Origin of the sequence: Mesorhizobium sp. M0244 (assembly GCF_040321795.1) — a bacterium.
In the GTDB taxonomy this organism is placed as follows: Bacteria; Pseudomonadota; Alphaproteobacteria; order Rhizobiales; family Rhizobiaceae; genus Mesorhizobium.
On record NZ_JAMYSE010000105.1, the window covers coordinates 1 to 22,026 of the forward strand.

General features: G+C 61.8%; 18 protein-coding genes. 6 read left to right on the forward strand and 12 right to left on the reverse strand.

Features of this window, described 5'->3' with window-relative positions:
* Positions 1-253 precede the first annotated feature (253 nt).
* Positions 254-1,852 (forward strand): GMC family oxidoreductase, encoded by a 1,599-nt coding sequence (locus tag NKJ08_RS33420; protein ID WP_352785364.1) that lies wholly within the window; start codon positions 254-256, stop codon positions 1,850-1,852.
* Positions 1,853-2,239: 387 nt separating this feature from the next.
* Here NKJ08_RS33420 and NKJ08_RS33425 read toward each other — a convergent pair whose 3' ends face one another.
* The 7 genes from NKJ08_RS33425 to NKJ08_RS33455 form a co-directional block, all read right to left on the reverse strand.
* Complete coding sequence (locus NKJ08_RS33425; protein WP_352785366.1) at positions 2,240-2,659, reverse strand: Ohr family peroxiredoxin; 420 nt, start codon at positions 2,657-2,659, stop codon at positions 2,240-2,242.
* Positions 2,660-2,714: 55 nt separating this feature from the next.
* Entirely contained in the window at positions 2,715-3,749 is a 1,035-nt protein-coding gene (locus NKJ08_RS33430) for an alpha/beta fold hydrolase (RefSeq protein WP_502896241.1), read from the reverse strand.
* A gap of 28 nt (positions 3,750-3,777) precedes the next feature.
* The gene (locus NKJ08_RS33435; RefSeq protein WP_352785368.1) at positions 3,778-4,896 is read right to left on the reverse strand and encodes a thioredoxin family protein; all 1,119 of its coding nucleotides are present in this window, start codon (positions 4,894-4,896) and stop codon (positions 3,778-3,780) included.
* A gap of 71 nt (positions 4,897-4,967) precedes the next feature.
* Positions 4,968-5,600 (reverse strand): VOC family protein, encoded by a 633-nt coding sequence (locus tag NKJ08_RS33440; protein ID WP_352532187.1) that lies wholly within the window; start codon positions 5,598-5,600, stop codon positions 4,968-4,970.
* 108 nt (positions 5,601-5,708) lie between these two features.
* Entirely contained in the window at positions 5,709-6,986 is a 1,278-nt protein-coding gene (locus tag NKJ08_RS33445; RefSeq protein WP_352785371.1) for an epoxide hydrolase family protein, read from the reverse strand.
* Entirely contained in the window at positions 6,983-7,411 is a 429-nt protein-coding gene (locus NKJ08_RS33450; RefSeq protein ID WP_352780550.1) for a DUF6130 family protein, read from the reverse strand. Before NKJ08_RS33450 ends, NKJ08_RS33445 begins: the two co-directional genes overlap by 4 nt.
* 91 nt (positions 7,412-7,502) lie before the next feature.
* Positions 7,503-8,861, reverse strand: a complete 1,359-nt coding sequence (locus tag NKJ08_RS33455; RefSeq protein ID WP_352785374.1) for an epoxide hydrolase family protein — start codon at positions 8,859-8,861, stop codon at positions 7,503-7,505.
* A gap of 229 nt (positions 8,862-9,090) precedes the next feature.
* On the opposite strand from NKJ08_RS33455, the gene NKJ08_RS33460 reads away from it, so the two are divergent.
* A complete protein-coding gene (locus NKJ08_RS33460) occupies positions 9,091-11,949 on the forward strand; it encodes an ATP-binding protein (protein ID WP_352785377.1) in 2,859 nt (952 codons plus the stop codon).
* 172 nt (positions 11,950-12,121) lie between these two features.
* Here the strand turns inward: NKJ08_RS33460 and NKJ08_RS33465 are convergent, their stop codons facing one another.
* The 5 genes from NKJ08_RS33465 to NKJ08_RS33485 form a co-directional block, all read right to left on the reverse strand.
* Positions 12,122-13,042, reverse strand: a complete 921-nt coding sequence (locus NKJ08_RS33465; protein WP_352785380.1) for an ABC transporter permease — start codon at positions 13,040-13,042, stop codon at positions 12,122-12,124.
* Positions 13,043-13,073: 31 nt separating this feature from the next.
* Positions 13,074-14,168 (reverse strand): ABC transporter permease, encoded by a 1,095-nt coding sequence (locus NKJ08_RS33470; protein ID WP_352785383.1) that lies wholly within the window; start codon positions 14,166-14,168, stop codon positions 13,074-13,076.
* Positions 14,152-15,699 carry an ABC transporter ATP-binding protein gene (locus NKJ08_RS33475; protein ID WP_352785386.1) on the reverse strand — a complete coding sequence of 516 codons (1,548 nt, stop codon included), beginning with the start codon at positions 15,697-15,699 and terminating at the stop codon, positions 14,152-14,154. The genes NKJ08_RS33470 and NKJ08_RS33475 overlap by 17 nt, the downstream gene beginning before the upstream one ends.
* A 98-nt stretch (positions 15,700-15,797) precedes the next feature.
* On the reverse strand, positions 15,798-16,892 hold the full coding sequence (locus NKJ08_RS33480; RefSeq protein WP_352785404.1) for a BMP family ABC transporter substrate-binding protein: 1,095 nt from the start codon (positions 16,890-16,892) through the stop codon (positions 15,798-15,800).
* Entirely contained in the window at positions 16,892-17,722 is an 831-nt protein-coding gene (locus tag NKJ08_RS33485; protein WP_352785389.1) for a GntR family transcriptional regulator, read from the reverse strand. The genes NKJ08_RS33480 and NKJ08_RS33485 overlap by 1 nt, the downstream gene beginning before the upstream one ends.
* 412 nt (positions 17,723-18,134) lie before the next feature.
* Here NKJ08_RS33485 and NKJ08_RS33495 point away from each other — a divergent pair, with 412 nt between their 5' ends.
* From NKJ08_RS33495 to NKJ08_RS33510, 4 genes are all read left to right on the forward strand, one after another.
* Positions 18,135-19,040 carry an aromatic ring-hydroxylating dioxygenase subunit alpha gene (locus NKJ08_RS33495; RefSeq protein ID WP_352785392.1) on the forward strand — a complete coding sequence of 302 codons (906 nt, stop codon included), beginning with the start codon at positions 18,135-18,137 and terminating at the stop codon, positions 19,038-19,040.
* A 21-nt stretch (positions 19,041-19,061) separates the two neighbouring features.
* Positions 19,062-20,828 carry a Rieske 2Fe-2S domain-containing protein gene (locus NKJ08_RS33500; RefSeq protein WP_352785395.1) on the forward strand — a complete coding sequence of 589 codons (1,767 nt, stop codon included), beginning with the start codon at positions 19,062-19,064 and terminating at the stop codon, positions 20,826-20,828.
* Positions 20,829-20,837: 9 nt separating this feature from the next.
* Positions 20,838-21,488 carry a glutathione S-transferase family protein gene (locus tag NKJ08_RS33505; protein WP_352785398.1) on the forward strand — a complete coding sequence of 217 codons (651 nt, stop codon included), beginning with the start codon at positions 20,838-20,840 and terminating at the stop codon, positions 21,486-21,488.
* Positions 21,489-21,550: 62 nt separating this feature from the next.
* Positions 21,551-22,026, forward strand: a 476-nt coding sequence (locus tag NKJ08_RS33510; protein WP_352785401.1) for an alcohol dehydrogenase catalytic domain-containing protein, incomplete at its 3' end; no start/stop codon positions are given.

The following is a 22,026-nucleotide window of genomic DNA, read 5'->3' on the forward strand; positions in this document are numbered from 1 at the left end:
CAGAGGGTGGGCGATACATGTTTGGAGCGCCAAACCCGCAGGAGCTGATGTCAGCCGTCTCCCAAGTGGCCCAATAGACTTGCGAACGAGGTAAAACGGGCGGGACACTGAGCAAGACGCTGAACGAATGTGTTACGAATCTAGACATTGGCCGTCGACGAGCCGAATGTCCGGTTCTGGGCGCTTTGCGGTCGTTGGATTGTGATATGACTGAAACATAGAAGGGCAATTCAGCTTCGTGGAGGTCGACCTGATGTCGTTCGACTACATCATCGTCGGAGCCGGATCAGCCGGCTGCGTTCTGGCCAACCGGTTGACCGAGGATGCGGATTGCAGGGTCCTGCTGATCGAGGCGGGCGGCGAGGCAGACACCCGGCTCTCCAACATCCCCGGAGCCGCTTCGTGGATGCAGAACTCCAAGTCCGATTGGGCCTTTTCCACCACCCACCAGCCTGAACTGTTCGACAGGCGCATCGCCTACCCTAGAGGCCGCGTTGTCGGCGGTTCAAGCATCCTCAACTACATGGTCTACATTCGCGGAAACTCGGGCGACTATGACCAGTGGGCCCAGTTCGGAAATCACGGCTGGTCCTACGACGACGTCTTGCCCTATTTCATACGCGCAGAAGCCAACACCGCACTTGACGATATGTACCATGGGACGGGCGGCCCGCTCAGCGTCGAGACCAATGCGTACCGGCACCCACTCTGCGAGAAATTTATCGAGGCCGCGGTCTCAGTCGGCCATCGATTCAATCCCGACTTCAACGGCGCGGTTCAGGCCGGTTGTGGCTACTATCAGGCTACGTTGCGAAATGGCCGGCGGTGCAGCACCGCCCTGGCTTATCTCGATCCAGCCCTTGCCCGTCCAAACCTGACAATTGTAAAGGAGGCGCTCGTTACCCGAATCATCGTCGAGAAGGGCCGTGCCCAAGGCGTCGAATACTTCGCAGGCGGCCGCCGCCTCGAGATCGCACGCACGGACGGCGAGGTCATCCTGGCAGCCGGCGCAATCGGTTCTCCACATCTCTTGATGCTCTCGGGCCTAGGACCCGCCGATCATCTAAAGGCGAAGGGTGTGGAGGTTGTCGCAGACCTGCCGGGTGTTGGACAGGACCTCCAGGATCACATCAGCCCGGGCTCCATAACCGGCTGGGTCAAGGATCCGGATGCCGTTTATGGTCAGGTTGCCTTGAAGTTCGATGATGCCGTAACCGAGTTCGAGGAAACCGGGGGTGGCCTACTGGCAACCTACTATCTTGATGTGGGTGCTTTTATGTCGGTTGACCCCGGCGAGGCTTACCCGTCTTTGCAGACTTTCTTCTGTCCGGGGACCTCCGAATTTTTCCGCACGGATGGCGTACCGGATCGACGGAGGTTTGGCATAGGCGGCTACGTCTGCAGACCGGGCAGCCGTGGCAGTGTGACGCTTGCTTCCGGCAGCCCGCTCGATCCACCGATTATCGATCCAAACTACTTTTCCGATCCGAACGACCTGCGCCTGTCAATCGAGCTAGTCCGGAAAGACCGTGAAATCCTGAACGCGGCGCCGTTCGACGACATCCGGCTGGGCAACGCGACGCCTGACACCGACGATCCGAAAGAGATCGCCACCTTTATCCGTCAAAACGCGTCGACCACCTGGCACCCGACCAGCTCTTGCCGGATGGGGATCGATGACCGCGCCGTCGTAGGTCCCGACCTGCGCGTGAAGGGACTAGAGGGGCTCAGCGTCTGCGATGCGTCAGTGATGCCGTCAATGGTTAGCGGCAACATCAATGCGCCTGTCATCATGATAGCTGAAAAAGGTGCTGATATCCTGAGATCGAGACGCCGATCGGCCGCGCTCTAGGCTTGCGTGAGGTCTTCAGATTTGGTCCGCCATTGGCGCATCTACGACCTCGCACGGCTGATCAACCGGTTCGGCCAACATCAGATGGGACGGATTCCTGAATCGGGCTTTCCTGATTCTACAACTTACGTCCGTTTGTTGAAGACCTTGCTGTACGAAATGCAGTACCGGAATCTGCTGACGAGTGCTTTGTCAGTCGCGGGTTGCCTCCCACCCAATTTCAGCGAATGCGACCCTGCGTTGTTGCGATTTAGGCGACTCTGATCCAGTCGCGGCGTCGGCGCTAAACATCCTATTGCGCCTCGAGGCCGAGAGGAAACCACGCGCCGCCCGATCAGATCATCGTGATACTGCGAAGTCACAGCACCGGGCCAGGCCGCCGTCAGCTCAGATCAGCTTGATCTTGACCTCAATGTTGCCGCGTGTCGCTTTCGAGTATGCACAAATCTTATGTGCTTCGCCTACCAGGGCTTTGGCGGCATTGCACTCCACACCTGGCAGTCTGACGTTGAGCCGAGTGCTGAGAAAGTAGCCGTCGTCCCCGAGGTTCAGATCGACCGAGGCATCGATGCTCACTCCCAACGACAGCGCGATTTTTCGTTCGTGGGCCACAGATGCGATCGCGCTTGCGAAGCTGGCCGACCAGCCGGCCGCGATGAGTTGCTCAGGGTTGGTGCCGATGCGCGCCGATCCGGGCATCGAAAGCCAGATGTCCAGAAGGCCGTCGGAACTGCGCGAGGCGCCATTTTCGCGGCCGCCCGTGGTTGCGGTCCTGGCCGTGTAAACAACTCTTGCGATCCGGCTCACGGGCATTTTTTTGGTAGTTGCGGTACCTGCCGCAGGGGCGGCGCTGCGAACCCGATCACGCGTCGACCTCGACAACGGCATCGGCAAAGGCCTGCGGCGCTTCCTGGGGCAGGTTGTGCCCGATGCCGCCCGTGACGACCCGGTGCGCATATTTGCCTGAGAACATCTTGGCATAGGCGCTGGCGTCCGGATGTGGCGCGCCATTAGCGTCGCCCTCGAGCGTGATCGTAGGCACGCTGATGACCGGTGCCTGTGCGAGGCGCTTTTCCAATTCGTCATACTGCGACTCGCCTTCAGCCAATCCGAGCCGCCAACGATAGTTATGCATCACGATGTCGACATGATCGGGATTGTCGAAGGCGGCGGCGCTGCGTCCGAAGGTGGCATCGTCGAAACTCCACTGTGGCGAAGCGAGCTGCCAGATGAGCCTGGCGAAATCCCGCGTGTATTTCTCGTAACCGGCACGGCCGCGATCGGTGGCGAAGTAATATTGGTACCACCATTGCAGCTCGGCCTTCGGCGGCAGCGGCAGCTTGCCGGCTTGCTGGTTGCCGATGAGGTAGCCGCTCACCGAGACCATCGCCTTGCAGCGTTCCGGCCATAGTCCGGCAATGATGTTCGCCGTCCGCGCGCCCCAGTCGCAGCCGCCGATGGTCGCCTTTTCGACGCCGAGTGCGTCCATCAAGGCGACAATGTCGGCGGCGATAGCAGACTGCTGACCATTGCGCATCGTCTCTTCCGACAGGAACCGCGTCGTGCCGTTTCCGCGCAGGTAAGGCACGATCACGCGGTGGCCTTTGGCCGCCAGCAAGGGCGCGACGTCGACGTAAGTATGGATGTCGTACGGCCAGCCATGCAGCAGGATGACGGGCGGGCCGCCGGCAGGTCCCACGTCGGCATAGCCGACGCTCAACGCGCCGGCGTCGATCTGCTTCAAGGGTCCGAAGGACGTTGCAGGCGCTTCGGTCGCCTGCTGTGCTGCTGCCGAAGCGATCAGACCGAGTTGAGTGGCGGCGACGGCCATAGCGGCGGCACCAAAGAACCGGCGGCGATCTTGGTCGATCTCATCCGGGATATTGAGCGAATGCATTTGGGAACCTCTATCGTTGCACAAACGATCAGCCGAACGTGAACGCAAACACCTCCACGCCCGGGCCGAAAAATTCGATCTCGAACTGGCGATCGACAATGGGTTTTGGTTGTCGGATGAGTTGATACAGACGCTGCTCCGCCACCATGCTTTCGCCATTTTCGTCAACGTCAATTCCGCGAGCCGCGCCTGGCGGCTGTCCGTCGATCAGCACGCGAAATCTCACGGAAGTTCCCCTAGCTGTGGGCCCCATGACGAGATGAAGATCGCGGGCGTGAAAACGATACGCGACGCGGCCATTGGGCTTGTTCAGCACGGCGCTCTCCTGCCTTACCGTCCAATCCCCAGACAGCCCCCATTCATTCAGGCGTAGTCGCGCCGGCACTTCGTAGATGCGCGGCTCGTCCAAAACCGGTTCGCCGCCGGAGGCAAAGTTCTGGGTGCGTTCATAGCCGAGATAGTTTTCTGGGGATTTGAGGCTGTCCCAATCGGCCGCCACTTCGATGCCGCGGGCAACTGCCGACACGGGCTCACTGTCGAATCCGCCGGCTCCAGTCTCGGCCAGCAATTCCTGGATGATCTTTTCCGATTGTTCGTATGAGCCCTCGCCAAAATGATGATGCCGAACACGCCCTTGTGAATCGATGAAATACAGCGCTGGCCAATAGTGGTTGTTAAAGGCACGCCATATGGCGTGCCCGCTGTCGACGGCGATCGGATAATCGACTCCCAAATCCGCCGCGGCCCGACGTACGTTGTTCGGGTCTTTCTCAAAAGAGAACTCCGGTGAGTGGACGCCGATCACCACCAAACCTTGATCGCGATACTTCTCCTCCCACGCTCGGACATAGGGCAGCGTGCGCAGCCAGTTAATGCAGGTATAGGTCCAGAAATCGATAAGGACGACCTTGCCGCCCAAAGCCGATGCCGTCAGGGGCGGTGAATTGATCCACTCGTCCGCACTCTCGAGAGAGGCAAGCTCGGATTGACCCGCAACCGCGCCAGCGGAAAACCCGTGAAGGAACGGAACCTCTGTCTGTTTGGATGTTATCGGCCGCCCCATATTCGTATCTCCTAGAAAACCGGCAATCGGTGTCCCGATTGCCATCGCGAGTGCTGCGGCTATCCACAGCCTGTTTGTTTTCATCGTGACGCCTCTGTGTACGATCGAGGTTGCGGCGCGTACAGGATACGGCGCGCAACGCGCGCGCCGAACTTTCAAAGCGGCAGCGGCTTGCCGGCGTGTTCCGCCACCATGTATTCGGCATACCAGTCCGGCCAGTTCTCATCACGCTGGCCGCCCGTCCGCTTCTCGTGCTCGCCGTGCGCTAGCGCCGCACGCCACAGCGCAGCGGCGAGCTCGGTCGACGAGGTGAATGTCGTCACGTCACTGTCCACGCGTCCGGGCAATCGCGCGGTAATTTCCTGGAGCAGCCAGCTATTGCCGTCCGGATCGCTGAACGAGGCGAACGAGGCGTAGCTGCGCCGCTCCGGATCCGGACCGCTGAGACGGTCGCCCGGTCCGGCGCCGGGGTGGAATACTTCACTCACGTCGACACCGTGTTCTACGAGCTCGGCACGCGCCGCCACGATGTCGGATACGATGAGCCAGAGCGCCGGCGTGGTACCCAAGTGGATAGAGCCCGGCGAACCTGGAGGCGTGAACTGCACGGCCCGCGACCCGTCGCTCCTGACGAAGTCGGCATCGAGCCTCCAGCCCAGGCCGTCGTAGAAGCGCTTGGCGCGGTCGACGTCCGACACAGGGATGACGGCAACTTCGAGTTTCATGTCGACCGTCCGCGATCCGGGGGTCTCGACTGCAGTTTCGCTGCGCGCTTGAGTATCGGTCATGTGGGGCTCCTTGGGTTTGAATGCCTTGCTGAGTTCATCCATGGCGGACCGGCCCCAATGTCCCGATCCGCGTTTTGGGCGGGAAAGGGGCGAGCCGCCCCGCTCTCTTCACTTATCTTGCCGCAGCGGCTTGAACGCAGCTCGAAGCTCGGCGGAGAAGAGCTCCGGCTGCTCCCACGCAGCAAAATGGCCGCCCTTGTCGACCTCGTGGAAATAGATCAGGTTGCGGTAGGCGCGCCTGGCCCATGTCTCCGGGGCGCGATAGCTCTCCCCTGGAAAGACAGTGATGGCCACAGGAAGCGAGATCTCGGAGGTCATCTCCGGACCGGCAAAAGCAGGACTGCGTCCGCCATACTCCCAGTAGATTCGGCTCGCTGAGGTCGCGGTGTCCGTCAGCCAGTACAGCGTGATGTCGTCGAGCACCTCATCCGGCGACTTTTCGGGATCGCTCTCGCTGTATGTCCAGCGCGAGAAGCCCGGATGCCCGAGCATCCATGCGGCGAGGCCGACCGGCGAGTCCATCAGGCCGTAGCCGATGGTCTGCGGTCGGGTGCCCATCATCACGGCGTAGGACCTGTTCCCCATTTTGGCGGACGCGCTGAGCGCGTCGAACGTCGCGCGTTCCTTCTCGGTCAGTCCCGCAGGCGCTGGGCCGCCGGCGGCGAGCACCGCGGCAATCTCGGGCGGTACGATCGCCGGCAGGTTGATGTGGATGCCGAGCAAACCTGCCGGCGCGAGGCGGCCCATCGCGTTCGAGACAGGGGACCCCCAGTCGCCGCCCTGCGCGACGTAGCGTGTGTAGCCGAGGCGCTTCATCAGCTCCGCCCAAGTTCGCGCGATGCGGTCGGGGCCCCAGCCGGTGTCGGTCGGCTTGCCGGAGAAGCCGAAGCCCGGCAGCGAGGGCAGAACGAGGTCGAAGGCGTCCTCGGCGCGTCCGCCATGGGCGGTCGGGTCCGTGAGCGGACCGACGGTCTTGAGCAGTTCGACCACCGAGCCGGGCCAGCCATGCGTCATGATCAGCGGCAAGGCGTTCGGATAACGTGAGCGGACGTGGATGAAGTGAATGTCTACGCCATCGATCGTTGTCATGAATTGAGGCAGGGCGTTGAGCTTGGCCTCGGCCTTTCGCCAGTCGTAGCTGGCGCCCCAATACTCGACGAGCGGCTTGATCTTCGCCAGCTGTATGCCCTGCGACTGGTCATCGACCGTCTCGCGATCCGGCCACCGTGTTTCCGCGATGCGCCGGCGAAGGTCCTCAAGCGCCGCTTGCGGCACCTGAGCTTTGAAGGGCCGGATCGAGCGATCTTCGGCCGCATTGGCGTTGGCCAGGGCGGAAAGGACGCAAAGCCCGAATGCCAGCGCGGTCGCCAACTTGAAGAGCTTCATGGTAGAACCTCCTTGCCCGGCGAATGGAACGTCACCGTTTGCTCGGTGAAGACGTTGCCTTCGGCGTCCACCACCTCGATCAGCACCTTGTGCTGGCCGCGCAGCATGCCCACCAAAATAATGGTGTTGCTCTGACCGTAATCCGCCCACGCCCAGGGCAGGTCGTCGACGGTGATGTGAAGGTGCCCGACCCGCGGGGACACGTTGCGCGCGGCCGGCCCTCCGACAGGCAGGATGCGCAAGTTCTCCACCCGGTACGGGATGAACACGACGCCTCCGGCCAACCGCCCCGGAAGCGGCGGCTCCACGATCAGCTTGGGCGGGGGTTCCTTGTCGACGGGAACAACCGTGCTCTGGGCGAACGCGCCGCTGGCGAACACCGTGCAGGCCGCGACCGTGGCAAGCGTCTTGATGAGGAGGTCCATTGCAGTCTCTCCCTTTGGAGATTCGCTACGCGCAGGTATCGCGAGGCGGCGGATGACGTGCACGTCCGGCGCGCCATCCCCGCCCAATACTTCACGTCTGCAACGTCTTGAACGAGGCGCGCAGCTCATCGGTGAAGTACTTCGGCTGTTCCCATGCCGCAAAATGGCAACCCTTGGGCGGGCGGCCGTAATGCAGAAGCTTCGGGAACGCGCGCTCGGTCCAACTCTTCGGCGCGGTGTAGATTTCACTGGGGTTCGCACTCACGCCGACGGGAATGGTGATGCCTTTGGCGTCAAAGAAGCCCGCCTTCGCCGTTTGCCGGAATTCCCAATAGAGCCGGGCTGACGAGATCGCCGTGTTCGTCAGCCAGTACAACGTGATGTTGTCGAGGATGTCGTCGCGGGTAAGGCCCTCCGGCTCCCCATCGAAGGAGCGGGCGATCAGTGCATAGCTGTCCGCGTCGTGGTCAAGAATCCATGACGCCAAACCGGCCGGTGAATCGACGAGCCCGTAGAGCGTTTGCGGGCGAAGCGCCATCTCGTTGGCGTAGCCCAGGCCGAACTTGTAGAAAAAGGCGACCTGCTCGTAGGCGCGTTTTTCGTCCGGCCCGAGATCGGCGGGAGGCGGACTGCCGGCAGCAAGCGCCTTCACAATCTCGGGCGGAATGGTCCCCGGCATGTTTGTGTGGATGGCGATCAACTCGGGAGGCGCCATCAGCGCCATCTGTTCGGTGATGAGGGCTCCCCAATCGCCGCCCTGTGCGACAAACCGGTTGTAGCCGAGGCGCTTCATCAGCACGGTCCACGCTTTCGCGATGCGCTCCGGACCCCAGCCGGGTTCGGTCGGCTTGGCGGAAAAGCCGTAGCCCGGCATCGACGGGATCACCACGTCGAACGCGTCGGCCGGGGTTCCGTCATGCGCCGTGGGGTTCGTGAGCGGATCGATGACCTTCAGCAGCTCGATGACCGAACCGGGCCAGCCGTGTGTGATGATGACCGGCAGCGCACCCTGATGCTTGGACTTCACGTGGATGAAGTGGATGTCGAGGCCGTCGATCTCGGTGATGAAATGCGGCAGCGACTTCAGATGCGCCTCGCACTTGCTCCAATCGTATTCGGCTCCCCAGTACTGGATGAGCTTCTGCATCGTGGCGAGTTGCACGCCTTGTGTGTCGCCTGCCGCCAACGTCGCCGAAGTCCGCCGAGAAGCTGCATCGGTGACCAGTTCGCGCTCGGGCCAACGCGTGGCGGCGACGCGCCGGCGTAGCTCGTCGATCTCCTCCTGCGGGAAGCTGACGGTGAAGGGACGGATGGAATCGCTCGTGGATGCGGCGGCCAATCGTGACGGGAGCAGGCTTGCGGCACCTGCGGCGGCGATGCCGACCGCGGCAGTACCCAAAACCCGGCGACGATCTTGGTCGATTACTTCGGGAGTGTTGGTCGTATCCATGGGTCTCTCCTTAAGGTCGTGCATTTGCTCGAGGTGCTTGTGTGCTTCCCGATACCTACGCCCAGAAGAAGGGAATCGCCCGTTATGCGTTGTGAGCCCTTGTTAGTCGCTGCAAGCGCCGTTGTTTCCCGAGCAAATCGGCCGTTGCAGCCGACGTCCCTATGGTGTGCAGGCGATCCTTGATTTAAACTATGGGCTTTGAGGGCAGGCGGCTCCGAAAGAAGACGCCATGACTGCAACGGCAGATCAGACCAAAGACGGATTGTCGTTTGGTCCTTTCCATTTGGCTGCGGGTAAAAGGCTCCTCACAAGAGAGGGCGCTCCCGTAGAGCTAGGCTCGCGTGCCCTCGACATTCTCATCGCCCTGATTTCCACGCCGAATGAAATCGTCGGCAAGAAAGATCTGATGTCGCAGGTTTGGCCCGATGTCACAGTCGAGGAAGGCAGCCTGCGGTTTCACATAACCAGGCTTCGCAAGACGCTGGGCGATGGAAAGGACGGCGCGCGATATATCGCGACTCTTCCGGGGCGGGGCTACTGCTTCGTTGCACCCGTCTCGCGCTCGGGCGGTCCCAGCGACGATGCGCCTGTCATTGCCGCCAGGTTTCCGCATGCGAATCTCCCTAGCCGCTTGAGTCGGATGGTCGGCCGAGATGAGGACGTTCTCAAGCTGTCGGCTCGGCTGAACGCTTCGCGTTTCGTCACTATCGTCGGCGCCGGCGGCGTCGGCAAAACCACCGTCGCAATCGCGGTCGGGCATCATTTGATCGAAGCATTCTCAGGCGCGGTGCTGTTCGTCGACCTGGGCATGCTTGGCGATCCCGACCTGGTGACGACAGCCGTTGCCTCCATGCTTGGGCTGTCGGTTCAATCGAGTGACGCGACGCCCAATCTGATCGCCTATCTGCGCAACAAGCGGATTCTCCTGATCCTCGATACGTGCGAGCATCTCGTCGAAGCCGTGGCGACGCTGGCCGCAAGCATCATCGACGCGGCATCACAGGTTCACATTCTGGCGACAAGTCGCGAGGCGCTCAGGGTCGAGAGCGAGCATATATACCGGTTGGATGCGCTTGCCTGTCCGCCCGACGATCCGAGGCTGTCGGCGGCGGTTGTCCAGACGTTTCCAGCCATTCAGCTATTTGTCGAGCGCGCTGTGGCAGGTGGCGCGCGTTTGGAGGTCAGCGATGCGGAGGCCTTGCTCGTCGCAAGCATCTGTCGAAAGCTTGACGGAGTGGCGCTCGCGATTGAGCTGGCGGCCAGACGCGTCGAGTCCTATGGACTGCAACAAACGGCCGCGCTTCTCGATCAACGTCTGACGCTGCTGTGGCTCGGGTCGCGAATAGCGCCACCGCGTCAGAAGACCCTGCAGGCAACGCTGGACTGGAGCTTTGGGCTGCTTACCGAACTTGAACGCGTGGTGCTTCGCCGGCTCGCCGTGTTCGTGGGGCATTTCACACTCGATGCGGCGCTGGAAGTCGTCACAAGCGCTAGTCTCGACAGATCAACCGTCCTTGCCTCCATGGACAGTCTCGTTGCCAAGTCGATCGTGGCGACGCGTCCGATCGGAGCGATGATGCGCTACCGGCTCCTAGACACCACGCGCGCCTATGTCCTCGACATCAAGCTCGACGACGCCGAGATCGCCGATCTGGCGGTGCGCCACGCCGCCTATTATCGAAGATGGCTGGAGCAGACCGGGCTCGAATGGCCAAGCTTGGCGACCGGCGAGGAACGGACCCCTCACTTCGCCGCCATCAACAATGTTCGAGCCGCCTTGGAATGGTGCTTCGGCACCGACGGAAACACGGACATCGGCGTCGGGCTTGCCGCCGCTGCCGCGCCAGTTTTCTTGGCGATGTCGTTGCTGCCGGAATGTCATCGCTGGTCCGAGCGCGCGATATTCGCGCTCGACGCTGCTGCTCTTGGTGGGCTCGATGAGATGCATCTCCAAGCGGCGCTCGGTGTGTCCTTGATGTTCACGCGGGGAGGGCGCGACGCGGCGCGCGTCGCCCTGGAGCGAAGCTTCACGATCGCGGAAGAACGCGGCGATAAGCTCGATCAGTTGCATCTGTTGGGTCCGCTCAACATGTTCCATCTGCGGACCGGCAACTTTAAAACCGCCCTCCATTTCGCGAAACAATGCTCAGCCACAGCCGCGACGCTGGAGGATTCGGTCGCGATCGCTTTGGGTCATTCCGTTTTGGGGATATCGCTGCACCTTCGCGGCGACCTTGCCGAAGCCCGCGCCGAACTCGAGGCGGCGCTGGATCGCGGACCGCGCGCTCAGCGAACCACGACGATCTATCTCGGTTTCGAAGGCAAAATCCTGGCCAAGGCTATTCTGGCCAGGAACCTTTGGCTGCAAGGCCACCCGGATCAAGCCATGGAACGCGCCCGGCAGGCCATCGATGAGGCTGCCGCCATGGATCATTCGCTGACGCTGGCGATCGCCTTGATCTGGGGAATATCGGTATTCCTGTGGGCCGGCGAACTGGAGAGTGCTGAGGCATACATAGACATGCTCATTTCCCGCGCCGAATCCCATTCCATGGCTCCCTACCTGCTGGTTGGTCGAGGATTCAAAAGCGACGTCGCGATCGGTCAAGGCGACGCGAAAGGTGGCGTAGAGGGCCTGCGAACTTCTCTCCAGAAGCTCCATGCGGCGCCTTACGAATTGCTCACAACTGCACTCAACCTCTCGCTGGTCAGGGGGTTGTCCGCGATCGGTCAGGTCGATGAAGCAATGGTGCTGATCGACGATTCACTTGGTCAAGTCGAAAAGAACGGCGACCTATTGTACCTTCCGGAGTTGCTGCGGGTGAAGGGAAGCCTTGTTCTCCAGGTGTCGGAACGCAATCGCGCCGAAGCCGAGACATGCCTGTTGCAGGCGCTGGAGTTGAGCCGCAGTCAGGGTGCGCGAGCATGGGAGCTGCGAACCGCAATCGACATGGCGACGCTGATGGCCGGGCGAGGAGAAGTCGACAGCGCTTGCGCGTTGTTACAGCCGGTATTCGAGCAATTCGTGGAAGGCCTGAGTACAGCAGATTTGAAGGCCGCCGAGCGCCTATTGGCGACGCTGCGCTAGCTGCAGCCGATGCACGTTCACATTTTTGCAGACGGCCGGACGTCAGCCTTTGGCGTATCCACGCCTTTTCGACGGGTTGATGGCGGACAAATATCAGATGGTGCGCTTCCGGCCAGCGCTTGCGCACGCATCGGCAGGGTGCTCGGAAGACAACAGGGAACGCTTCTGTAATTCAGCTCGCCGGGCGGAAAGGCTTTGCGAGGGAGGCCGGGAAATGCAGCGCAAGCATTTGGCGGTTTCGCGAGATCAGCACCAGGACGATGATGGTGGCCAGATAGGGTAAGGCGGACAAAAGTTCGGACGGCACTTCCAGTCCGAGCACCTGTCCCTGCAGTTGCAGGATCGTCATACCGCCAAACAGCCATGCGCCAAGCAGGATGCGCAGCGGCCGCCAGGTTGCGAACACCACCAGAGCCAGCGCGATCCAGCCCTTTCCGGCGGTCATGTTCTCGACCCAAAGCGGCGTGTAGGCGACCGACAGATAGGCGCCTGCCAGACCCGCCATCGCCCCGCCGAACAGCACGGCCAAGTAGCGAATCCTGATCACCGGATAGCCTATCGCATGCGACGTCTGCGGCGACTCGCCAATCGTGCGCAGAACCAGACCGGCTTTGGTCCGGTAGAGAAACCAGCTTATGGCGACGAACATGACGAGGGCGAAGTAGACCATTGGGTCGAAACGGAAGAGCAGAGGGCCGATCAACGGCAAATCGGACAGGACAGGGATGTCCACGCGATGCAGCGCCTCGATCGGCTCGCTGCCGAAACCGCGACCGAGAAAGGCCGACACACCAGAACCGAAGATCGCCAGCGCCAAACCGGCCGCATATTGATTGGTGAGGAAGGTCAGCGCCAGAACGCCGAACAGCAGCGATGCGGCAGCACCCGCAAGCGCGCCGGCAATGATCGCGACAGGCATGGAGTAGCCCGCGGTGACCCCCCAGAACGCAAGTGCCGCGCCCATCAGCATCATGCCTTCGATGCCAAGATTGAGAACGCCCGACTTCTCGACGACGAGTTCGCCGAGCGCGGCGAATATCAACGGCGTGGCGGCAATGATGGTGCCGGTGAAGATGGCGATGAACAGATCCATCAGGCTGCCTCCCGCGCAATCCAAAATTCGTTCATTGCGCTGCTCCAAGCTCATGCAAATTTCTGACTGGTCGCACCAAGCAAACGCGATAGAAGATGGAGAAGTCGGCGGCGAGCAGGAAGAACAGCAGAATGCCCTGGAAAATCCGCGTCAGCGCGGAGGGCAGCCCAAGCGTCATCTGCACGCCTTCGCCGCCCAGGAAAAGCAGCGACATCAACAGCCCGCCAAGCACAATGCCAAAGGCGTTCAGCCGTCCGATGAAGGCAACAATGATGGCGGCGAAACCGTATCCCGGCGAAATTTGTGGCGAGAGCTGGCCGAGCGGCCCTGCGGCTTCCGCCATGCCGGCGATGCCGGCGGCCGCGCCGCCCGCCAGCAGGCCGATCCAGACGGCCGCCGACTCGCGACAGCCCGCATAGCGGGCGGGGAGGGGTGCGGCGCCGCTCACTGACATCTTGTAGCCGAGGAAGCTGCGGTCAGTGAACAGCCACATCACGAGAACGGCGACGATGGTGATGAAGACGGAAGGATTGAGCCGGTAGGCCGAGTCGAAGGACTCGAACAGGGCCGCCGTCGGCAGAAGGGCCGTCTGCGGATAGTTGAAGCCGGCCGGGTCGCGCCACGGTCCATGCACGAGATAGGACAAGAATAGCGTCGCGATATACGTCATCATCAGCGTGACGAGGATTTCATTGGTGTTCAGGCGGGCGCGCAGGAAGGCGGGGATTGCCGCCCACGCCATGCCGGCGCCCATGCCGGCGACGAACATCAGCGGCAACAGCAACACGCTCTCCGGGTTGGGCCAGAAAAGCGCGATACCGCTGGCGGCAATTGCGCCCATCGTGAACTGGCCCTCGGCGCCGATGTTCCAGACATTGGCGCGGAAGCCGACCGCCAGCCCGCAAGCGATGAGCACTAGCGGCGAGGCCTTGAGCAGCCATTCCGACAGGCCGTTCATCGAGCTGAGCGGCTCGACGAAGAAGGCATAGAGCGTCGCCAGCGGATCATGTCCCAGCGTCGCGAAAAAGATCGAGCCGACGGCCAGCGTCAAAACCGTTGCCACAACCGGTGCGGCGACGCGCATCGATGCGGAAGGCTCCGGCCTTTGTTCAATTCTGAAGCGCAATGTCGCCACTCCCGCTTGCCATTGGGTCCTTGCTCATCGCCCTGCCGGTCATCAGCAATCCGATTTCCTCGCGATCAGTCGTCTTACGCACCAGCGGTGGCGAAACCCGCCCCTGGCAGATCACCAGTAGCCGGTCACAGATCTCGAACAGTTCGTCGAGCTCTTCCGAGACGACGAGCACCGCAGCACCGGCGCGGCTGAGGTCGACGATGGTCTGGCGGATGAAGGCACTGGCCCCGACATCGACACCCCAGGTCGGTTGCGAAACCAGCAGGAGCTTCGGGGTCAGCGCGATTTCGCGTCCGACGATGAATTTCTGCAGATTGCCGCCCGACAGGCTCTGGGCAATCGATTGCGGTCCGTTGGCCTTGACCTTGAACCTGTCGATGATACCCGCGGCGAAAGCGCTGGCTTTGCGACGGTCGACCAGCCCGTTGCGCACCGTGCCGAAGCGATGTGCGGTCAGCACGACGTTTTCCCACAGCGTGTGCGACGGCACCGCGCCACGGCCGAGCCGCTCCTCGGGAACGAAGGCGAGGCCGAGCTTGCGGCGTTCGTCGGGACGCAGGCGCGCGGCGGCGGTTCCGCAAATCCTGATCGCGTCATTGTGTCCATGGGTACGTTCGCCGCTGAGCAAGGCGATCAGCTCTGCCTGGCCGTTTCCCGAAACTCCCGCAAGCCCGACGATCTCCCCGCCATGCACGTTGAACGATATGTCCTTGAGATCTACGCCAAAATGGTCCTTGGCCGTGACCGACAGATTAATCACCTCAAGCACCGGCTTTTCGCTGGGCGCAGGAGGGCTGACATGCATTTCCGGCAGTTTCGAACCGACCATCATGCGGGCAAGCTCGAGCGATGTCGTCTCGTTCGGACGCGCCGTACCGGTGACCTTGCCGTTGCGCAGCACGGTCGCGGTGTCGCAGAGCTCCTGCACCTCGTCGAGCTTGTGGCTGATATAGACGATGCTGCATCCCTCTGCGGCGAGCTGCCGCAATGTTTCAAACAGCTTGACCACCGCCTGCGGCGTCAGCACGGATGTCGGTTCGTCGAGGATCAAAAGCTTCGGTTCCTGCAGCAGGCAACGCACGATTTCGATGCGCTGGCGCTCGCCGACCGACAGGTCATGCACCTGGCGGTGCGGATCGATGGGCATCCCGTAGCGAAGCGAGAGATCGCGGATCTTGTCGGCAAGCGAGGGTAGGTGGAAGGCGCTGCTGGCCGAAAGGGCAATGTTTTCGACTACCGACACGGATTCGAACAGCGCGAAATGCTGGTAGACCATTTCGATACCGAGGGCGCGGGAAACCGCAGGGTTGTGCGCGGCGATCGCGTTGCCATCGCAATAGATTTCGCCGGAGTCGGCTTGCGCTGCACCATAAATGATCTTCATCAGCGTCGACTTGCCGGCGCCGTTCTCGCCAAGGACGGCGTGGATTTCGCCGGGCTGGATCGACAGCGAGACGTCGTCATTGGCGACGACGCCCGGATAGCGTTTGCAGATGTTGCGCAGCTCTAGACGCGGGTGCATGGCGGGCCCTGCCGTGGCATGAAGCGAGGTTGGACGTGAACCAGGCAAGGAGACGCCGAAGATCTGGGCTTCGGCGTCTCCCGGCTCGTTGATGGCAATCAGCTCAGCTTGCCGATCATCCCTTTGACGAACCAGTTCATGCCGCGAATGTCGTCGTCGGCCAGAACCGATCCAGCCGCGACCTTGACGTTACCTCCTTGATCCTTCAACTCGCCGGCATAGGGGTGCACCTTGCCGCCGCCGATATCGGCCTCGAGCTGCTTGAGCTTGGCCTGCGTGTCGGCGTGGATACCCTCGTTATAGGGAGCCATTTTCACGACACCTGCCGCCAACCCGTCCCAACGCTCTTCAGGTTTCCAGGTGCCGGCGGCGACGGCTTTGGCGGCGCCAACGTAGTCGCTGGTCCAGTCGAGGACGAATGCGGTCAGCTGCTTGCCCGATCCGAACTTCGCCATGTCGCTGGCATAGCCGATCGACCAGGCCCCGCCTTCGCCTGCGACCTGAACGCCGGTTGCCGTGTCCGTCATCGAGCAGATGACGTCGCAGCCCTGTGAAAGCAGTGTTTTGGCGGCCTCCTTTTCCTTGCCCGGATCGAACCAGGAATTGAGGAAGATGGTGTTGCAGGTGGCGTTTGGATTGACGCTCTGTGCGCCGAGCAACAGCGCATTGGCCGGGCCGACGATGTCGGGGATCGGGAAGCCGCCGATGAAGCCGATCTTGCCCGACTTTGACATGTAGCCGGCGGCCGCGCCGGCGACGAAAGTGCCCTCGTAATATTTGGCCTCGAATGTGCCGAGGTTGGCAAGGTGAACGATACCGGAGCAATGTTCGAAGGCCACGTTGGGAAAGCGCGGCGCCACTTTCTGCATTGGCGTTCCGTGTGAGAAGCTGGTGCCGAAGATCAGCTTGTTGCCGGCGCTGGCCAGTTCGCGGAAGATTCGCTCAGCGTCCTGCGGCATGAAGATGTTGTCGATGACTGTAATCTCGACCTTGTCGCCGAACGCGGCCTTGATGGCCTCGACGCCGAGGCTGTGCTGCTTGGTCCAGCCGATTTCAGCGACCGGCGAGACATAGACGGCACCAATTTTAAGCACCTCCTGCGCCCTGGCGATCGTGCTCAGCCCGCCGGCGCCAAGTGCGGCGCCCACTGCACCGCTGTATTTCAGGAATTCGCGTCTTGTTGCGTCGTTCATCATGATAACCCTCTGTTGGTTCTTTTGATTGTCGCCCGGCTTGTCGTTGCCGGGTCTGTTTTGGGCAGATGGACATGGAGATGCGTTGCTGTGCCGCCATCGCCTGGCACATCCACCGGCATTCTCGATTGAACCGCCGTTCCATCGGCTTTGCCATCGAGATATGGCGCCAAGGCTTCGGCCGGCGTGATCTCCGGAAACACCTGACGGTCCATGATATAGCCGCGCACCACCGAACGGTGATGGATGTCGATCAGGTCCATGGCCTGTTTCAACCGGCCTTTTTCCAGGAGGTCGACGATCCGTGAGTGATCGTCCAGCAGATTGCAATAGTCGAAATCGGCGGTTATGAGCGAGCGCAGCAGCGTCGTGCGGCGCACCAGCTGCGCGTGTATCTCCTGCATCACCTTGTTGCGGCTGAGCCGTACGAACACGGTATGGAATTCCTGGCCGAGCACATCGGCGAGGGCATGATTGCCGGCGGCAACAGCCTGCCGCTGCCGCTCGATATGGTGGCGCAGTTCGGCCCAACCGGCCGGGCCCAGCCGATCGCTGAGCTGGGCTGCCACGCCCTGTTCGACGAGCGTCAGGGCGTCGTAGATTTCCAAAGCCTCCTGCATGCTCGGCCTGGCGACGAAGGCGCCGCGATTGCGCTCGATCTGAGCCAGTCCGTCATCGGCCAGCCGGATGAGCGCTTGGCGGATGACAATACGGCTGACCTCGAAGATTTCAGACAGTTCGCGCTCGCCGAGCTTGCAACCCGGCACGAGACGATGGTTCATGATCGCTTTCGTCAGCGTCGCAGCGATCTCCTGTGACCGATTGCTCATGCGGCTTCCCGTTCCTGCAGGCACTGCTAGTGTCAGCACGCTAGCTATGGCTTACATTTGCATATCGGTCCGGTATTTTTGTCAATCAATATACTCACGAAAGAGTTTCAAAAAATCAAACATTGATATCCAATCTTGTGCTTGTATGGTGGTGCTTCCAAGCCGGGTTCGCTGTGAAGAGCCGGTCAGGGAGGACGATTGCGATGGCCAGCCCTTGCAGTGACAGGGTTCTCCTGAACGACTGGCATGTTGTTGCGGATTGCTCATGCTTTCCGCGCGCGCGCCATTCGGGCCGACGCCGTTTCGGTCTTCTATCGGCGCTGGCTGCGTGAGCGGGCAGTAACATACGGTGCCATTCCGGCCCGGCCTAACGCAATCAATGCTGGCGTTGGCTCTTTCGAAGGACATGAAAATGATACTGACGCGATGTTCGGACCCGGTCATTCTCAATCTCTGGCACCCGATCGGCGCCATTGGCGAGACGACACCCAGCAGTGTGGTGGAGACAACCCTGCTCGGGGAGCAGGTCAGTTTCGCAGTCGACGCGAGCGGCGCCATCAGGGTCTGGAGATCCCGGCCCGGTGTGAGATCCGCAGAGCCGATCGGTCCGGCTTCGGTCGGTAAAGCGCTGCCCGCCAAGAGCGCCTATGGCTATGTCTGGACCTCGCTCGGCTCGCCGCCAGCCGAGCTCTTCCCGATCCCGGAATATGAAGAGCCCGACCGCCGCAAGCTCAACGCGGCAACGTTTGGCGTCAACGTCTCGGCGCCGCGCGCCATCGAGAACTTTCTCGACATGGGCCATTTTCCCTACGTGCATACTGATATCCTCGGCGTCGAGCCACATACTGAAGTCAAGGAATACGACGTCGAGATCTCCGTTGACCGTGACGAGATCCTGGCCACGCGTTGCCGTTTCTTCCAGCCCATGGCTTCGACCGCTTCGGATGGCGGCGCTGACGTGGACTACGTTTATCGAGTACCGCACCCCTACTGCGCAGTGCTCTACAAATCGAGCCCCGCCGATGAGGCCCGGCGCGACGTCATCGCCATCTTCCTCCAGCCCGTCGACCAGGAGCACGTGCGCGCGCACATGCTGCTTTGCGTGCTCGACGAAGACAATGAAGACAAGGTGATCAAGCGCTTTCAGCAGACGATCTTTGGGCAGGACAAGCCGATCCTGGAGAACCAGGTGCCGAAACGCCTGCCGCTCGATCCGCGCGCGGAAACCCCGATCCGCGCCGACAAGTCCGCCATCGCCTACCGGCGCTGGCTCAGCCAGAAGGGCGTGACCTACGGCGTCATCCCGGTTGCCGCCTGACGAGATTTTTGGAGACGACCAATGTTGGAAGAAGCCAGAAACCGGTGGCATCCGATCGCTGCTGCCTACGATTTGCCGTACCGCCATGTGTTCCATGGCCAGTTGCTCGGCCGGGAGTTCGCCGTCTGGCGGGCCGATGACGGCTATGTCAACATCTGGGAGAACCGCTGCCTGCACCGTGGCGTCAGGCTGTCGATCGGCATCAATGACGGCCGCGAGCTGAAGTGCCAATATCATGGCTGGCGCTATTCGAATCGCACCGCCGGCTGCACTTATATCCCGGCGCACCCGGCCGACGCACCGGCGTGCACCATCACCAACCGTACCTTTCCGGCAGCGGAGCGCTACGGCCTCGTCTGGTCCTCCGAAGAGCCGCTGGGCGAGTTGCCGGACGTCGCCGGGCTTCCCGCGGGAAAGCTACTCGCCTTGCGCGGGATCCCGGTCAATGCGCCGGCCGACAAGGTCGTGGAGAAGCTGAAGGCCTATCGCTTCCAGCCGAGCACCGCTTTGCAGGGCGACGGTGCCGATGTTCTGGTCGACGCGGCTCAGGATTTTGCCGTGGCGCTCCACTCCCGCGACGGCAGTGCCGAGACGCATGGCGTCTTCTTCATCCAGCCGGTCGATTCCAACCGTTCGGTCATTCGCGGCGTGCTCGATCACGACGCCGAGGGAGTGGCGCGTATCGCCATCCTGCGCCACCACAATGAGAGGCTCAGCAGGCTGCGCGACGAGGCGGAACGCGAGGCGGCAAACGTGGCCGCACCCGCGCCGATCGAGCCGGTCTACGAAAAAGTATCCGCGGAACTCGCCGATATGCCGGAACTGATAACGCACGGCCGCAAGGCCGCGCTGCGGGTTACGGTGGCAAGGAAATGGCAGGCAGCCGACGGCATAGCCGGGTTCGAGCTTCGCCCGATCAAGGGCCTTCTGCCCACCTTCCAGCCGGGCGCCCATATCGATGTCCACATGCCCAATGGCGAGGTCCGGCAATATTCGATCACCAACGGCCCTGGCGAGACCGACAGTTTTACCATCGGCGTTAAGCTGGAAAGGGATTCGAAGGGCGGTTCGAAATGCATGCACGAGACCGTGCGTGAAGGCGACGTGCTGGCGATCTCCGAGCCACGCAACAATTTCCCGCTGCGCCGTGACGCGATCAAGACGCTGTTCGTCGCCGGCGGTATCGGCATCACGCCGTTGCTGGCGATGGTGCAGGCGCTGAAGAACCAGGATCTGGCGCACGAATTGCACTATTTCGCACAAGGGGAAGAGCATCTCGCCTTTTCCGATCGCTTGCGGCAACTCGGCGGCGCACTGGTGCCGCATCTCGGCCTCACGCCTGAACAGACAGGCGCGAAACTGCGCGAACTGCTTTCGCCGTACCGGAACGGCATGCATGTCTATATCTGCGGCCCCGGCCCGATGCTGGAAGCTGCGCGCAGGACAGCGGCAGAGCAGGGCTGGCCGGACTCTGCCGTGCATTTCGAGTATTTCAAGAACACCAACAAGATCGACGACAGTTCGAGCTTCGAAGTGGCCCTGGCGCGCTCTTGCGTCACGCTCACGGTGCCTGCCGGCAAGACCATCATGCAGGTGATGCGCGAGAACGGCATCGATGTGCCGTCATCCTGCGAGCAAGGTGCATGCGGAACTTGCGTGGCGACGGTGATGGAAGGCGAGCCGGACCATCAGGACGTCTATCTGAACGACGCCGAAAAACAGGCCGGGACCAAGATCATGACCTGCGTTTCGCGGGCCAGGTCGGCACGCCTCGTACTCGATATCTAGGAGCAGCCGATGATCACGCTTTACGACTACGAACTGTCGGGCAATTGCTACAAATTGCGGCTGCTGATGAGCTTGCTCGGCATCGACTACAAGACCGTGCCTGTCGACTTCTACCCCGGCCGCGAGCATAAATCCGAATGGTTCCTGAAGCTCAATCCGCTCGGACAGCTGCCGGTGGTCGACGACGACGGGCTGGTGCTGCGCGACGCGCAGGCGATCCTTGTCTATCTCGCAGCCAAATACGATCGCTCGAAGAGCTGGTATCCGCTGGACAATCCGGCGCTGCTTGGCGAGGTCAGCCAGTGGCTGGCTTTCGCCGACGGCATCACCGCAACCGCCTCGGCGGCGCGCCTGCATGACAGCCTGTTCTACGATTTCGACATCGAGGCCGCCCGCGCCGGCGCGCATCGGTTGTTTCGCATCCTCGACGAACATCTCTGGTTCGGCGAACAGCAAGGCCGCAACTGGATCTGTTCGGCCGGCCACCCGACCATCGCCGACATCGCCTGCTTTCCATACATCATCCTGTCCGAGGAGGGGGGTATTCCCCGTCAGGACTATCCGGCAATCCGGCGCTGGTGCGACCGGCTCAAGCGCATCAAGGGGTTTACGGTGATGTCGGGCGTGTTCCCCGCTGGTCCCGGCAAGGTCGCCGCCTAGACCGATCACAATGGGCCGGAGCCATGGCTTCGGCAAAAACAAGTTTTTGGGAGAGAGAAGAGATGAAAACCCGTGCCGCAGTCGCTGTCGCCGCCGGAAAGCCGCTGCAGATCATGGAGGTCGACCTCGAAGGCCCTCGTGACGGCGAGGTGCTGGTCGAGATCAAGGCAACCGGCATCTGCCACACCGACGAGTTCACTTTGTCGGGCGCCGACCCTGAAGGCCTCTTTCCGGCGATCCTCGGCCATGAGGGCGCCGGCATCGTCGTCGACGTCGGCAAGGGCGTCACCTCGGTCAAGAAGGGCGACCACGTCATCCCGCTCTATACGCCGGAATGCCGGCAGTGCCCGTCCTGCCTGTCCCGCAAGACCAATCTGTGCACCGCCATCCGCGCCACCCAGGGACAGGGCTTGATGCCTGACGGCACGTCGCGCTTCTCGATCGGCAAGGACAAGCTCTTCCACTATATGGGCTGCTCGACCTTCTCCAATTTTACGGTCCTGCCCGAGATCGCGGTGGCCAAGGTCAATGCCGACGC